This window comes from Microbacterium sp. PA5 (genome assembly GCF_049860775.1).
Taxonomy (GTDB): domain Bacteria; phylum Actinomycetota; class Actinomycetes; order Actinomycetales; family Microbacteriaceae; genus Microbacterium.
In genome coordinates this window covers 499,343-513,713 of record NZ_CP187567.1, presented here as the reverse complement: position 1 = coordinate 513,713, position 14,371 = coordinate 499,343, and the positions used below count along the sequence as shown (strand labels likewise).

Sequence of the window (14,371 nt, the reverse complement as noted above, 5' to 3'; positions counted from 1 at the left end):
TGTCTGAGAGGGGCGCGGGCGAGGCGGGGTGCGGGTCAGCGCGTGACTCCGGCGGTGGCCGATCCGCTGCGGACGAACACGGGATTCTTGGTGACCGCGATCTTCACGACGCCGTTCTTCGGCTTCACCGTGCGCTTCGCGCCCGTGAAGTCGACCACGACCACCGGCTTCGATGTCCTGATCGTGGCGGTCTTCGTTCCCGTCGGCGCCCACACGACGCGCACCAGGTTGGTCGAGGTGCCGAAAGCCGTCGAGACGACGCCCGTGCCGAGCTTCTCATTCGCCCGGAAGGCACGACCGCCGAGCTGGGTGATCGTCAGCGCCTGCGCGAACGCGGCCGGCTTGGGCGCGACAGCGGCGAGCGCCGCGGTGGGGTGCGAGTACAGGCCGAAGTTGCCTTCCTGGTCCGTCAGCCTCGGAGTGTCGTTGATGAGGTCGTACCAGTAGTACTTCCGCGCGCCCGTCGAGAAGCCGGAGATCGCTGCACGCACGAGAAGCGACGCCTGTTCCGTCGTCGTGCGGTTGCCGGTCCGGGAGGATGTGCCAAGCTCGGTGATCCATACCGGCTTGGTCGTGCCACCGTAGGTCTTCATGCTCTTGCGAGCGGTGGTGACGATACTCGCCAGCCCCTCGGGCTTGCCGGTGATCTCGTACGGGTGGAAGCTCATGGCATCGGCGTACCTGAGGCCGCCCTTCTTCCAGAGGTCACGGAACCAGGTGGCGGGGTAGCGCGCCGTCGCACCGGCAACGATCGGCAACGAGGGCTTCACCTTGCCGACTGCGGTGCTGACCGACTTCAGGATGGGCAGATAGCACGCGGCCGACGTGCAGTTCGACTTGTTCTTCGGGGCGTGGTTGAACTCGTTGTAGACCTCGAGGCCGACGAGGTTGAACCGCTTCGCGATCGCCGCAGCGTACTTGCCATACGCCGAGACCGCCGCCGAGGTGCGCGGGGCGTAGGCGTTGGAGGCACCGTAGATCGAGTTCCCGTAGCCGGCGATGCCGAGGATCTTGAGGCCCTGAAGGCGGGCTCGCGTGAAGGGGGCCTCATAGACACTGAAGTCGTAGACGCCCTTCGTCTTCTCGATGATGCCCCAGTACATGTCGTTGCGTACCTCGGAGATTCCGAGGACTCGTGCGTGCCGCGCCGCGTCGGCGTACGTGGCGTTCTCGACGTGGAGCCCGACGCCGAATCGTGCGTCGGGGGCGATCCACGGATTCGGGCTGTCGACGATGGCGATCGGCGTGCTGGTGAGCCTGCCGTCGCTGGCACGCACCTTGAACGTGTAGTACCCCTGGGGCACACCGCTCAGCGAGATCGCGGTGATTGCACCCGCCCGGGTCAGGGAGCCCGACTTGATCGTCTTGCCACTGCGGGTGACGGCCCACGTGATGCGGCCGGCCGGGAGCGCGACGGCGACGGCGGCCGTCGGCGTCGTCATGATGAGCGAGGTGCTGACGATTCCGCGCTTGGCCGTGACCGTCTCGAAGGAACCGTTGGGGACGAGATTCGTCTTGGCCGTGTCAGCGGCGGCGTAGAGCTTCACCCCATCGATGGACAGGCCGCGAAGGGCCTTCGACACCCGCACCGCAAGGGTGGCGGAGCTGGCCTCGGCCCCGGAGGTGAACGTCCCCGTCACGAGCTTCCACGACGCGTTGAGCTTCGGAAGGACGATGGCCGTACCGCCGATCGCAAACCATGCCGGGACGGACTTCGCGGTCTTGGACATGACGCGGACGTAGGCTTCGAACGTGTAGGTGGTGGCCGGCTGCACCGGCACCTGCACTGACGCCGCGGTGCGCGTCGACGGAACGACGGGTGCATCGATACCCAGCGCGATACTGCCGGACTTCGTGCCGCCCACCTCGGGCCAGACCTCGGCCACGGTCTCGGGGCCGGCCAGGGTCCAGTCGGCGATTGCACCCTCGGCACGGGCCGCGCGAGGCAGGGATACGGTCGACACCGTGGCTGCGGGCACACTTGCGGCGAGCGGAGCTGTCTCGGCGGAGGCCACGGTCGCCGACGCGTCGAGCACGAGGCCGCCAACGAGAAGGCCTGAGGCTGCAACGGTCGCCACGGCGCGTGCCAGGCGTTGCCCGATCCAGGAGGTGGCGGAGATAGGCGTCGATGACATGAAGCGCGGAATCCTTCGTTCAGTGGTGGGAGGAGTGCTCGCGGCGCCATCCGTCCGAGAGAACATCGACTGATCACGACCCCGGGACAGGCTAGCAAGCCGTGGTGCTTCGCGCCCACAAGAGCTCAACGCCAGGGGCCCCGATCTCGCGCGACTAGGCTGAAACGACGTGCTGAGCAGACACTCCGGACCATCGAACGAGGAAGCCCCTTCATCATCCATGACTCATTCTTCCGGTTTCGGTGTCGTCTCCATCGGGGCGTATGACCGCTTCAACTATGGCGACCTGCTTTTTCCACTCGTGCTTGACTTTGCTGCGCGTGAATTGGGCTATCCCGATCTCACACACATCGCGCCGCAGCGATCCGACCTCTCCCCCGTCGGCGCAGTCCCGACGAGGTCGATCTCCGACGTGTATGACGGAAGAACCTCGCGACCGACCGGCGTGGTCCTGGGGGGCGGCGAAATCCTCGGTGCAACATGGGGGCAGGCGGCGGCGACCATTACTCCGGTTCCCTTCGACATTCCCCTCTTGGCGCTGCGGAAGCTGTCGAGTCGGGCCTACGACGCTGTCGGGAGGCTGCTGCTGAGCGGGAGCTGGCCGACCCCCTATGTTCCGTCAGCGGACTCGGTCCGGGGTATGCCCTTGGCACTGAATGCGATCGGGGCCTCGTCCCTCGCTGTACTCGACGAGCGCACGCGCTCACGCGTCGCCGAGTCACTTCGACTCGCGAGCTATGCGAGCGTTCGCGACTCGGCCGGGCACGCACAGCTCGCACGCATCGGCGTTCAGTCAGAGCTCGCGCCCGACAGTGTCGCGATCCTGGCGCGTCTCCACCCCGCCGCCCCGCCCCGAGCAGACGACGAGGTCATGGTCGTTCAGGCCTCCCGAGCATGGATGCGGACGCATCGACGGGCCTTCTCCGATGCGCTCCGCACCGTGGCCCCACGATTCGGAAGAGTTGAACTCCTGCCGATCGGACTAGCGGGCGCGCACGCTGACAGAGAAGCGCTGGAGTCAGTTCGTGGAGACCTCGCCGCTTACGGAGTCACTGCCACAGTTGTCGAACCGACCACGGTGTGGACGATTGCGGACGCGATCGCGGGAGCGTCAATCTTCGTCGGAACGAGCCTGCACGGCGCCATAACCTCCATGGCTTACGGGACCCCGTTCGTCCCCCTTTCAGGCATCGGCAAGCTGGGCGCGTACCTCGAGTCGTGGGGCGGAGAGGTATCGGCCACCCCCGTCGCCGCTACCGACCTCGCGGACGGCGTGGCCCGGGCGCTGCGCGTCCCCCACGACGCCCGTCTAGCGCACTCGGGTGAGTTGGAACGACTGTCGTGGTCGAACACGGAGAGAGTCCTTAACGCGGCCTACGCCGGACGCTGAGCGAGTCGATCGTGCGGCTACCCAACTCACCGACCCTGGTCCTCGCGAGCCGTCTCGTCGGGATCGTGCTGGCCTTCGCCAGCGCGCCGGTTGTCGCGCGTGCACTAGGGCCGGATGGTCGGGGCGCCTCTGCAGCTGCGCTCGCGATCCTCGCCCTGATGCCTGTGCTCGTCGGCTTCGGCCTTCCTCTCGTCGTTCGACGTCGAACTTCGATGCCTGCCGCACTGGGTGACGCTGTGCGAACGGTTCGGATTCTCGCACTCGCCGCGGTGCTGCCCGCCGCTGCGCTGGGCTACCTGATCGCCCCGATCCTCCTTCCCACTGTCGACATCTACGCAACACATGCATTCGTCATCGGGTGCGGGGCTGCACCGCTGGCACTCCTGTGGATGTGCGACGCGAACATTCTTCTCGCTCAGTCCAGGTTGGTTGCCTACTCGGTGCTCAACGTGCTGCCCAGCGCGACATTCCTGATCGCGGTCGGTATCGCGTGGCCCGTGGACGCCCTCTCCGTGGGCTTCGTCCTCGCCGCCAACGTGGGGTCGACGGTTGTCACGCTCATCGTGTCGTCACTCATGGTCAGGATTGATATGCGCGGTGGTCGCGCCCGGCCGATCCCGCTCCTCCGGGAAGGAGCAAGCTTCGCTGGCAGCCAGCTGGCGGAGGCCGCGTCCTACCGGTTGGACCAAGCGCTCGCTCTTGCGCTCATCGGGAGCACCGAGGCAGGGTTCTACGCCGTTGCGGCCACTGTTGCTATGGTTCCCTTCGCCGCCGGACAGGCCGTGGGGGCGGCGGCATTCCAACGGCTCGCCGACGAATCCGGCGGAAGGGAACGCCAGCTGAATCTCTCAGCAACGGTTGTCCGCTTCGGATTTGTCGCAGCAACACTGGCGTCGCTGCTGCTCGCAGTCATGACGCCCTGGGCGGTGCCCTTCGTCTTCGGCTCTCAGTTTGCGCCAGCCGTGATCCCGACCCTCCTCGCGCTGATTGGTTCTACGGCAGTGGCCAGCACTTACGTGCTCAACTCCGTGCTGGTTGCGCAGGGACGGGGCTGGTTGATGACTCTCTCGCAAGTGAGCGGTCTGACCGTCGGCATGGCCCTGCTCTTGCTCTTGGGGCCATCGCTAGGCGCTGTCGGTGCTGCTGTGGCGTCAACCCTTGGCTACCTCGTCACCGCAGCCGCGTCTACGACTGCTACTCGGATTCCGATATCTCGACTTTTTCCTCGTCGCGGTGACCTTCGGGCGACGATTCGCTTTCTCCTTCGCGGTGCGCTCCCCGATCACTCGTAGGCATCAGCCAGAGGATCGCGAGCGCCAGCCAGAAGATGCCGTCCAGATGAGCCTGGTAGAGGACGCAGAACAGCACTGTTGAGATGGCCAGGACACGACGACCGCGCCTCAGCAGTGGAGCAACTGTAAGTGCGAGAGCGAGAGCGAGTCCCATGACTCCCATCTCCACCAAGAAAGTGACATAGAAGGAGTGAAAGTTGCCGTCGTCGCGGCCTCCGAAAAAGTCGCCGAGGTAGGCGGGCGAGTTCCCGAAGCCGACTCCGGTAATCCAACGCGATATGTCCTGATTCAGCGTGTCGAGGCCGATGCCAATCAGGAGGAAGTGGTGGCCGCCCGAATCATCGAGCGAGATCGACAGCCGCTCCTGCAACAGCCTCATGAGGTCGATGTGGCCGACGACAAGGACCGCCGCGACGGCCGCGACACCGATCAGCGCACAGGCGGACACAACGATGACGACCTGCTTCGCTCCCACCTCTCGTACGAGGAGAACGAGTGCCACGACTACGACGGCCGCCCATGCGAACAGCCCCGTTCGAGAAAACGTCGGCACAGCGACCAGCGCCGCCAGGGCGAGCGCCAACCAGGTCAGCCGCGGCCGGCCTCGATAGCGGGTGACGGGATCCACGACGAGGATGTAGAGCATCACGGCGACACCGAACGCCGCACGGTTGGGGTCGAGTGAGAGCCCTGACGGTCGTGGGGCGAGCGGTCCGTAGGTCGGAGCCGTGACATACAGCGGACCGAGCCAGTGAGGCACGCCGGCCACCGCAGGCGACCAACTCGCCACCTGCACGACGGTAAGGGCAAGCCCGGCACCCAGCGCGACCCACGCTCCGATTCGAAGCGCTGTGAGCAGCTGTAGACGACGGGCGAGAATGATCGCGGACCAGACCCCTGCGATCGTGAGCGCGAGCAGCGCGACACGACGGAGGCCTTGGGACGGCGCGCCTGCGACAAGAGCGCTGATCCCCGCCACAATTACCAGAGTCCCGGCGAGCGAAATGCCCCACCACCCGAACCTCTCGAGTCGCGGCGCGGCGGTCCACAGGACCGCTACCGCGGCTGCGACCGCGAGCACGTAAAGGATCAGCGAAGGTGTCACGGTGACGGGGAGCGCGCCAGCCCCCAAATCGATGCGGTCCGCCCCGCATGCCGCCACGACCGCGACAACGAGGCAATAAACGAGACGCTCGCGAACCGGGCGGTCCCTGAAGCGAAGGGGCGCGATACGTGGCGCGTTTGTCACGGCTGCTGCCTCTCGAGTACGTGGTGCGCGATGATGCGGCTGGTCGCCGACCACGTGAAGCGATCCGCGTTGCGCCGACCGCGCTCGACGACGTCGGCCCGGATCACCGCGTTGTCCCGGAGGGACTCGACGTGGGCCACGGCGGCGTCCGGATCATCCACATCGAAGAAGAGGGCGCCGTCCCCCGCAACCTCCGGAAGCGAGGACGCGGTTGAGCAGACGACCGGGCAACCTTCGCTCTGCGCTTCCACGATCGGCAACCCGAACCCCTCGTATCTGGAGGGGAAGATCATGGCGATGGCGCCGCCGAGAAGCCTACGGAGGTCGCCATCGGAGATCCGCCCGACGGTCACCACGCGGTCATCCGCGGGCATGGCCGAGCCACCGAAGACCAATCGATCACCCGCGCCGACCACCACGGTAGGCACACCTCGGCGGGCCAGTGCTTGCAGAGTCGGCGAGAGGTTCTTGCGCTTTGTGAGGCTCCCCACGGCAACGACATATGGCTCTGCGGGGACCTGGCGGTCTCCCGGACGCACGTCGAGCCAGTGATCCGCTCCGCAGGGCGCGACGATAATGCGCTCGCTGGGCACGTGGAGGAACTGCGAGAGTTCGCCCCGACTGAACTCCGAGACGGTGAAGATGTGGCGGGCGCGCCGAGGCGCCGTGCGGTACGAAAGGCGATACCAGGTCGTGAAGGCGCGGCTGAAGGTGTCCCCGAAGCGGAAGACGCTGGCGTCGTGGATGACGATTCCCTGCCGCCATTTCAGAAGGGGAGCCGCGCCCGACATCGTCAACAGATACCTTCCCCCGGTCGCGAGCGGCAAGGCGATCTGCTCGAACGCCATGCCCCGCAGACGCGACCGGCGGATGCGTGCACCGCGGGCCCATTCGGGAACCGTCGCATCGGCCGGCACCACGAGGACGATCCGTCGCCCATGATCGGCCACCAGGCGCTTCGTCACCTCCGTCGCATAGCGCTGCGTGCCCGTCGTGGACTGCGACAGCCACTTGGCGTTGACGTAGACCCTTCGATCCGCGGGTCGCGACAGTGCGTCGCTCCTGCGCCGCCACGCGGGCTCCGCACCCTGCAGGCCACGGGCGCGGGCGATCGCGCGGGCGCCGGTCAGATCTCGTGCGGCGAGGCGCTTGAGGAAGAGTGCTGCGAATCCGACGCGCGATCGGATCTTGGCGAGTCCACCCAGCTTGTCGCCGTACGCGAGCAGGCTCCATGCGTAGTACGTGGCCAACAGTCGACCCGCACTCGATCCCGACGCGGACAGCTCGTGGTGCACGTGCGCGTCCTCGACGATCGAGAGCCCATAACCAGCCGCCCGCACCCGGTGCGAGAACTCCGTGTCCTCCCAGTACATGAAGAACCGCTCGTCGAGGATCCCCACCCGCGAGAAAACCTCCGACCTCACGAGGACGCATGCCCACGAGAGGTAGTCGATGCGCTCACCGAGAGTGGTGTTCTGACGAGCGACCCCCGACAACCGGCTCACCCGACCGCCCATCGATTGGACCGAGCCGTCGGGGTTGAGGATCCTCGGCGAGACGACTCCCGCGGAGCGGTCGGCCGCCAGCGCGCGCTCCAGCGCGTCGACGGATGCAGCATCGATCGTGGCATCGTTGTTGATGACCAGCACCGAATCGGCCTCGGCGGCAAGCGCGAGTCCCGCGTTGACGCCGCCGGAGAAGCCGCGGTTCTCCTCGAGCTCGATCAGGCTGACGCGATCGCGCTCCGCGAGCAGCGCTCGGAGTGTTCCATCCGCCTCGTTGTCGACGACGACGACGAGGTCGATCGTCGGCACCGCGAGGAGAGCCTCGACGCATTCCTGCGTCCTGCGCGCGTCCCGCCAGTTCAGGACCAGGGCTCGGATGGTCATCGGGACCTCGCGCTCGAACGACATGCCATCTTCATCCCTTCACCGCGGATCTCACCCACGCGTCCACCTCACGGTGGAAGATCCGGGTGCTGAACTCGTCCGCTCGCGCTCGACAGGCCGCCGCCGAGGATGCTGCCGCCCGTGTGACGGCCGCGGCGAGCTCGGCATCCTGCCAGCCCTCCACGTGCGCGCCGGTGCGCCCGTCCACGACGGACTCCGCGGCGCCTCCGCGCACATTCACGATGACGGGCGTTCCCGCCGCCATCGCCTCGACGGGCATGATCCCGAAGTCCTCGACGGGAGAGAACACGAGCACCGTGGCGCGGCGGTACAACGCGCTGAGCAGCTCATGGGACGGATCGATCATGAAGGTCACCGGCACGCGCGCCTCAGCGGCGACGGCGCGCAGCCGTTCTTCGTCGGGGCCGCCTCCCGCGATGACGACCGGAACGTCGACGACCGATCCAGCCCGGATGGCGTCCTCCAGACGCTTATAGGGGACGAACCGTGACGCGCCGAGGACGAAGGAGTCGGGTAGCTCGTCCAGCAGCTGGGACTCCTCCTCCGTCAGCGCCGGCTCCGGACCGAAGCGCGCAGTGTCGACGGGAGGATAGATCACCGTCGCCTCCCGCTCCCAGGTGCGGGCGATCCGGTCGGCCACGTACTTGCTGTTGGCAGCGATCGCATGGGCCTCGCCCGCGCGCCGACGGTCGACCGGCCGGAGAAGCGCGGAGGCCGTCCGGGCGACGACGCCCTGCCCACGCGAGTCCGCCTCGGGCGCCCACACGTAGCGCGCCGGCGTGTGTGCGTAGACGAGCTTGGGGGCGTCCGAGGCCGCCCCTCCGAATCGCACCTGGTGGGCGAACGCATGGGAACTCGTGAGGATCCACTCGGCCTCTCTGCGGGGCATCGTCCGCCACACCAGTGGCATCAGCGGGACGGCCGCGGCCTTGCGGCCACGCAGCGGCGTGCGGGCCAGCCAGGTCTCGTTCACGTCTGCGAATCGCCCTTCGCTGGCGTTCCACAGGCACCATCGCTCGGCGCCGGGGAAGATGCGCACGAGCTGCTCGAAGACGTTCTCGGAACCGCCGGTGGGCGAGAGCCACTCGTGGACGAGAATGCCGCTCACGTCGATCCCCGCCCTCGTCTCGGCCCTCGCATCCGCTCTCAGGCAACTCCAATGATTCGATTCTAACGGGGCGACGCAGAGCACTCAGCCACCTCCGACCACCCCCCAACCGGCGCAAAAGGAAGAGGGGCGGATGCCGTGGCATCCGCCCCTCGGTCGGTGAGGCGACTACTCGTTGCCGATCTTCGAGTCGATGGTGCTACGCACGTCGTCGACCTTGTCGTCGATGGAGTCGGGAGCGACCTTCTTGACGAAGTCCGCGGCGGCGTCCAGGACGTTGTCGCTGACATCCTCGGCCTGATCCGACTTGAGCGTCTCCTCGATCTTGTCCTTGTTCTTCTCCAGGAAATCCTTGCCCTGGTTCACGAGATCCTCGATGCCCATATGTTCTCCTCCCGGTCGACGTGAGCCGCGGCCACTGCCGCCGCCCGCACTCATCATGACCGCTCGTCGCCGCCGGGTCCAGGGGGTTCCGCCCCAGGGCCCGGGTTGCCCTCGCATCCTGCCGGTGCGCCGGCCGCGGGAGCCTCCGGGAATGCCGAAAGGGCCGGATCCTCTCGGATCCGACCCTCTCGATGGTGTCTGAAGAGACTTACTTCACGATCTTCGTGACCGTGCCGGCGCCGACGGTGCGGCCACCCTCACGGATCGCGAAGCCGAGGCCCTCCTCCATGGCGATCGGCTGGATCAGCTCGACCGTCATGTCGGTGGTGTCGCCGGGCATGACCATCTCGGTGCCCTCGGGCAGCGAGATGACACCGGTGACGTCGGTGGTGCGGAAGTAGAACTGCGGACGGTAGTTCGTGTAGAAGGGGTTGTGACGGCCACCCTCCTCCTTGGACAGGATGTACGCCGTGCCCTCGAAGTTGGTGTGCGGCGTGACCGAGCCCGGCTTCACGATGACCTGGCCGCGCTCGACGTCGTCACGCTTGGTGCCGCGCAGGAGCAGACCGCAGTTCTCGCCGGCCCAGGCCTCGTCGAGCTGCTTGTGGAACATCTCGATACCGGTGACGATCGTCTTCTGCGTCGGGCGCAGACCCACGATCTCGATCTCCGAGTTGATCGCCAGGGTGCCGCGCTCGGCGCGACCGGTGACGACCGTGCCACGGCCGGTGATGGTGAAGACGTCCTCGACGGGCATGAGGAACGGCTTGTCCTTGTCACGCACCGGGTCGGGGATGGACTCGTCGACGGCCTCCATGAGGTCGAGGATCGACTGGGTCCACTTCTCGTCGCCCTCGAGAGCCTTGAGGCCCGAGACGCGCACGACGGGAGCGTTGTCGCCGTCGAAGTCCTGCGACGAGAGCAGCTCGCGGACCTCGAGCTCGACGAGCTCCAGGATCTCCTCGTCGTCGACCATGTCCGACTTGTTCAGCGCGACGAGCAGGTAGGGGACGCCGACCTGCTTGGCGAGCAGCACGTGCTCACGCGTCTGAGCCATTGGGCCGTCGGTGGCGGCGACCACGAGGATCGCGCCGTCCATCTGAGCGGCACCGGTGATCATGTTCTTGATGTAGTCGGCGTGACCGGGCGCGTCGACGTGCGCGTAGTGACGCTTCGGGGTCTCGTACTCGACGTGCGAGATGTTGATCGTGATGCCGCGCTGACGCTCCTCGGGAGCCGAGTCGATCGACGCGAAGTCGCGCTGGACGTTGGTCGCGGACGGGAACTTGTCGGCGAGCACCTTCGAGATCGCCGCGGTGAGCGTCGTCTTGCCGTGGTCGACGTGACCGATCGTTCCGATGTTCACGTGCGGCTTGGTCCGCTCGAACTTGGCCTTAGCCACTGGGTCCTCCTCAGGACGGTCGTTGTAGATCTCCGGGCGCTGGATTGCGACCGGCGTTCTACGGGGATGTTGTCAGTGTAGTTGACGGTTCTGTATTCAGTTTGGGTGCCGTCTCGTCTCGGGCCTCGGGCCCTCGCTCGACGACCGGCTGGGTGGATGCCGGGGCTCTCGCCTCACCGAAGAGCCGAGGCCCCGGCATCCGAGCAGGGAAAGGGTTACTCGCCCTTGGTCTTCTGGACGATCTCGTCGGCCACGGCCTTGGGGACCTCGGCGTAGGAGTCGAACTCCATCGAGTACACGGCGCGGCCCGAGGTCTTCGAGCGCAGGTCGCCGATGTAGCCGAACATCTCGGACAGCGGGACGAGGGCACGGACGACCTTCACGCCGGCCGCGTCCTCCATCGACTGGATCTGACCGCGGCGGCTGTTGAGGTCGCCGATGACGTCGCCCATGTACTCCTCGGGCGTGCGGACCTCGACGCTCATGAGCGGCTCGAGGATCGCGGGGTTGGCCTTGCGGACAGCCTCCTTGAAGCCCATGGAGCCGGCGATCTTGAACGCCATCTCCGAGGAGTCGACGTCGTGCGACGCGCCGTCGAGCAGGATCGCCTTGACGCCCACCATCGGGTAGCCCGCGAGCACGCCCACGTTCATCGCGTCCTGGAAGCCCTGGTTGGTCGGCTCGATGTACTCGCGCGGGATGCGGCCACCGGTGACCTTGTTCTCGAACTCGTACGTCTTGTCGGCCGTGACCTCGAGGGGCTCGAGCGCGAACTGGATCTTCGCGAACTGACCCGAACCACCGGTCTGCTTCTTGTGGGTGTAGTCGTGACGCTCGACCGCCTTGCGGATGGTCTCGCGGTAGGCCACCTGGGGCTTGCCGACGTTGGCCTCGACGCGGAACTCGCGCTTCATGCGGTCCACGAGGATGTCGAGGTGCAGCTCGCCCATGCCCTTGATGACCGTCTGACCGGTCTCGGGGTTGAGCTCGGTGCGGAAGGTCGGGTCCTCTTCGGCGAGCTTCTGGATCGCCAGACCCAGCTTCTCCTGGTCGGCCTTGGTCTTCGGCTCGATGGCGACCTCGATGACGGGCTCGGGGAACGTCATCGACTCGAGGACGACGGGCTGGTCGGGGTCGGCCAGGGTGTCACCGGTGGTGGTGTCCTTGAGGCCGATCACGGCGTAGATGTTGCCCGCGGTGACCGAGTCGACCGGGTTCTCCTTGTTGGCGTGCATCTGGAAGATCTTCCCGATGCGCTCCTTCTTGCCCTTGGTCGAGTTGATGACCTGCGCGCCCGAGTCGAGGTGACCCGAGTAGACGCGGATGTAGGTCAGGCGACCGAAGAACGGGTGCACGGCGACCTTGAAGGCCAGCGCGGCGAACGGGTCGTTGGCGTCGGGGTGACGCTCGATGACCTTCTCCTCGTCCTTGGGGTCGTGCGCCTCGATGGCGGGCACGTCCAGGGGCGAGGGGAGGAAGTCCACGACCGCGTCGAGCATCGGCTGGACGCCGCGGTTCTTGAACGCGGAGCCGCAGAGCACCGGGTAGAGCTCGCCGGCGACGGTGAGCTTGCGGATGGCGCCCTTGATCTCGGCGATCGTGAGCTCCTCGCCGCCGAAGTACTTCTCCAGCAGCGCCTCGTCGCTCTCGGCGACCGTCTCGAGCAGCTTCTCGCGGTACTCGGCAGCGCGGTCGGCGAGGTCGGCCGGGATCTCCTGGATCTCGTACTTGGCGCCCATGGTCACGTCACCCTTGGCATCGCCGGGCCACACCAGTGCGCGCATCTCGACGAGGTCGATGACGCCGACGAAGTCGTTCTCGGCGCCGATCGGCAGCTGGAGCACGAGCGGCTTGGCGCCCAGGCGGCTGACGATCGTGTCGACGGTGAAGTAGAAGTCGGCGCCGAGCTTGTCCATCTTGTTGACGAAGCAGATGCGCGGGACGTCGTACTTGTCGGCCTGACGCCAGACGGTCTCGGACTGGGGCTCGACGCCCTCCTTGCCGTCGAAGACGGCGACCGCGCCGTCGAGCACGCGGAGCGAGCGCTCGACCTCGACCGTGAAGTCGACGTGGCCGGGCGTGTCGATGATGTTGATCTGGTTCTTGTTCCAGAAGCAGGTCACGGCGGCCGACGTGATCGTGATGCCGCGCTCCTTCTCCTGCTCCATCCAGTCGGTGGTCGAGGCGCCGTCGTGCGTCTCGCCGAGCTTGTGGTTGACGCCCGTGTAGAACAGGATGCGCTCGGTCGTCGTCGTCTTGCCGGCATCGATGTGCGCCATGATGCCGATGTTGCGGACCTTGTTCAGGTCGGTGAGCACTTCTTGTGCCACGGGGTTTTCCTTACTTGGTGGAGTGGATTCGGGCGAGCAGCCCAGGACGGGCCCGGGGAGCGGCGGATGCGACGCTCCCCGAGCCTGTCGACGGGTTACCAGCGGTAGTGCGCGAAGGCCCGGTTCGACTCGGCCATCTTGTGGGTGTCCTCACGGCGCTTGACCGCGGCACCCAGGCCGTTCGAGGCGTCGAGGATCTCGTTCTGCAGGCGCTCGGTCATCGTCTTCTCACGACGGCCCTTCGCGTAGCTGACGAGCCAGCGCAGCGCGAGCGTGTTCGCGCGGTGCGGCTTGACCTCGACGGGCACCTGGTAGGTCGAGCCGCCGACGCGGCGGCTCTTGACCTCGAGGGTGGGACGGACGTTGTCGAGCGCCTTCTTGAGCGTCGCGACGGCGTCCTGGCCGTTCTTGGCCTCGACGCCCTTGAGGGCGTTGTAGACGATCGACTCGGCGAGCGACTTCTTGCCGTCGACGAGGATCTTGTTCACCAGCTGGGTGACGATCGGAGCACCGTAGACCGGGTCGTTGACGACGACGCGGCGGGGTGCGGGTCCCTTGCGAGGCATCTGACTCAGCCCTTCTTGGCGCCGTAGCGACTACGGGCCTGCTTGCGGTTCTTGACGGCCTGGGTGTCCAGGGCGCCGCGGACGATCTTGTAGCGCACGCCGGGGAGGTCCTTCACACGACCGCCGCGGACGAGCACCAGCGAGTGCTCCTGCAGGTTGTGGCCCTCGCCGGGGATGTAGGCGGTGACCTCGGTGCCGTTGCGGAGCTTGACACGGGCGACCTTGCGCATGGCCGAGTTCGGCTTCTTGGGCGTGGTCGTGTACACGCGGGTGCAGACACCCGCCTGCTGCGGGTTCGCCTTCAGGGCGGGCGCCTTGGTCTTGGTGACCTTCGGCGAGCGACCCTTGCGAACCAACTGCTGAATGGTTGGCACGTTCTCTCCTTGTTGGGCTGTGCGGCCTTCTCGGACCGCACAGGTGCTGCACGGTGACAGCGTTCGTGGTTTCACCACAGATCCACCGGCCAAGCGCGAGAGCGCCGGGCGTTTGCGTGGTGGATATGCCGTGGGGGCGACCTGTTCGCAGGCCGATCCCGGAATGTGCGACCCCGGCCCCGTCCGCACCGAAGCACGACGCAGGGCGCGCAAGAGCGCACACCCGATCAA

At 66.7% G+C, this 14,371-nt stretch carries 11 protein-coding genes; 2 read left to right on the top strand and 9 right to left on the bottom strand.

Annotated elements, in window-relative coordinates; genetic code table 11:
• Positions 1–35: 35 nt before the first annotated feature.
• A complete protein-coding gene (locus ACPWUT_RS02310; RefSeq protein ID WP_425840224.1) occupies positions 36–2,357 on the bottom strand; it encodes a glycosyl hydrolase in 2,322 nt (773 codons plus the stop codon).
• Here ACPWUT_RS02310 and ACPWUT_RS02305 point away from each other — a divergent pair.
• Entirely contained in the window at positions 2,305–3,525 is a 1,221-nt protein-coding gene (locus ACPWUT_RS02305; protein WP_425840221.1) for a polysaccharide pyruvyl transferase family protein, read from the top strand. The two genes, ACPWUT_RS02310 and ACPWUT_RS02305, sit on opposite strands and share 53 nt — an antisense overlap.
• An 11-nt stretch (positions 3,526–3,536) precedes the next feature.
• Positions 3,537–4,817: a lipopolysaccharide biosynthesis protein gene (locus tag ACPWUT_RS02300; RefSeq protein ID WP_425840218.1), complete on the top strand. Its 1,281-nt coding sequence runs from the start codon at positions 3,537–3,539 to the stop codon at positions 4,815–4,817.
• Here the strand turns inward: ACPWUT_RS02300 and ACPWUT_RS02295 are convergent.
• The 8 genes from ACPWUT_RS02295 to rpsL form a co-directional block, all read right to left on the bottom strand.
• Positions 4,720–6,066 (bottom strand): O-antigen ligase family protein, encoded by a 1,347-nt coding sequence (locus ACPWUT_RS02295; protein WP_425840215.1) that lies wholly within the window; start codon positions 6,064–6,066, stop codon positions 4,720–4,722. The two genes, ACPWUT_RS02300 and ACPWUT_RS02295, sit on opposite strands and share 98 nt — an antisense overlap.
• The gene (locus ACPWUT_RS02290) at positions 6,063–7,979 is read right to left on the bottom strand and encodes a glycosyltransferase (RefSeq protein ID WP_425840212.1); all 1,917 of its coding nucleotides are present in this window, start codon (positions 7,977–7,979) and stop codon (positions 6,063–6,065) included. Before ACPWUT_RS02290 ends, ACPWUT_RS02295 begins: the two co-directional genes overlap by 4 nt.
• Before the next feature lie 7 nt (positions 7,980–7,986).
• Positions 7,987–9,084, bottom strand: a complete 1,098-nt coding sequence (locus ACPWUT_RS02285; RefSeq protein ID WP_425840209.1) for a glycosyltransferase — start codon at positions 9,082–9,084, stop codon at positions 7,987–7,989.
• A 168-nt stretch (positions 9,085–9,252) separates the two neighbouring features.
• Complete coding sequence (locus ACPWUT_RS02280; protein WP_284530184.1) at positions 9,253–9,468, bottom strand: Rv0909 family putative TA system antitoxin; 216 nt, start codon at positions 9,466–9,468, stop codon at positions 9,253–9,255.
• A gap of 208 nt (positions 9,469–9,676) precedes the next feature.
• Positions 9,677–10,870, bottom strand: a complete 1,194-nt coding sequence (tuf, locus tag ACPWUT_RS02275) for an elongation factor Tu (protein ID WP_284530183.1) — start codon at positions 10,868–10,870, stop codon at positions 9,677–9,679.
• A 215-nt stretch (positions 10,871–11,085) separates the two neighbouring features.
• Positions 11,086–13,200, bottom strand: a complete 2,115-nt coding sequence (gene fusA, locus ACPWUT_RS02270) for an elongation factor G (RefSeq protein ID WP_284530182.1) — start codon at positions 13,198–13,200, stop codon at positions 11,086–11,088.
• Positions 13,201–13,295: 95 nt separating this feature from the next.
• Positions 13,296–13,766, bottom strand: coding sequence for a 30S ribosomal protein S7 (gene rpsG, locus ACPWUT_RS02265; RefSeq protein ID WP_005050524.1), 471 nt, complete (start codon positions 13,764–13,766; stop codon positions 13,296–13,298).
• A 5-nt stretch (positions 13,767–13,771) separates the two neighbouring features.
• Positions 13,772–14,140, bottom strand: a complete 369-nt coding sequence (gene rpsL / locus ACPWUT_RS02260) for a 30S ribosomal protein S12 (RefSeq protein ID WP_018187369.1) — start codon at positions 14,138–14,140, stop codon at positions 13,772–13,774.
• Positions 14,141–14,371: the final 231 nt, after the last annotated feature.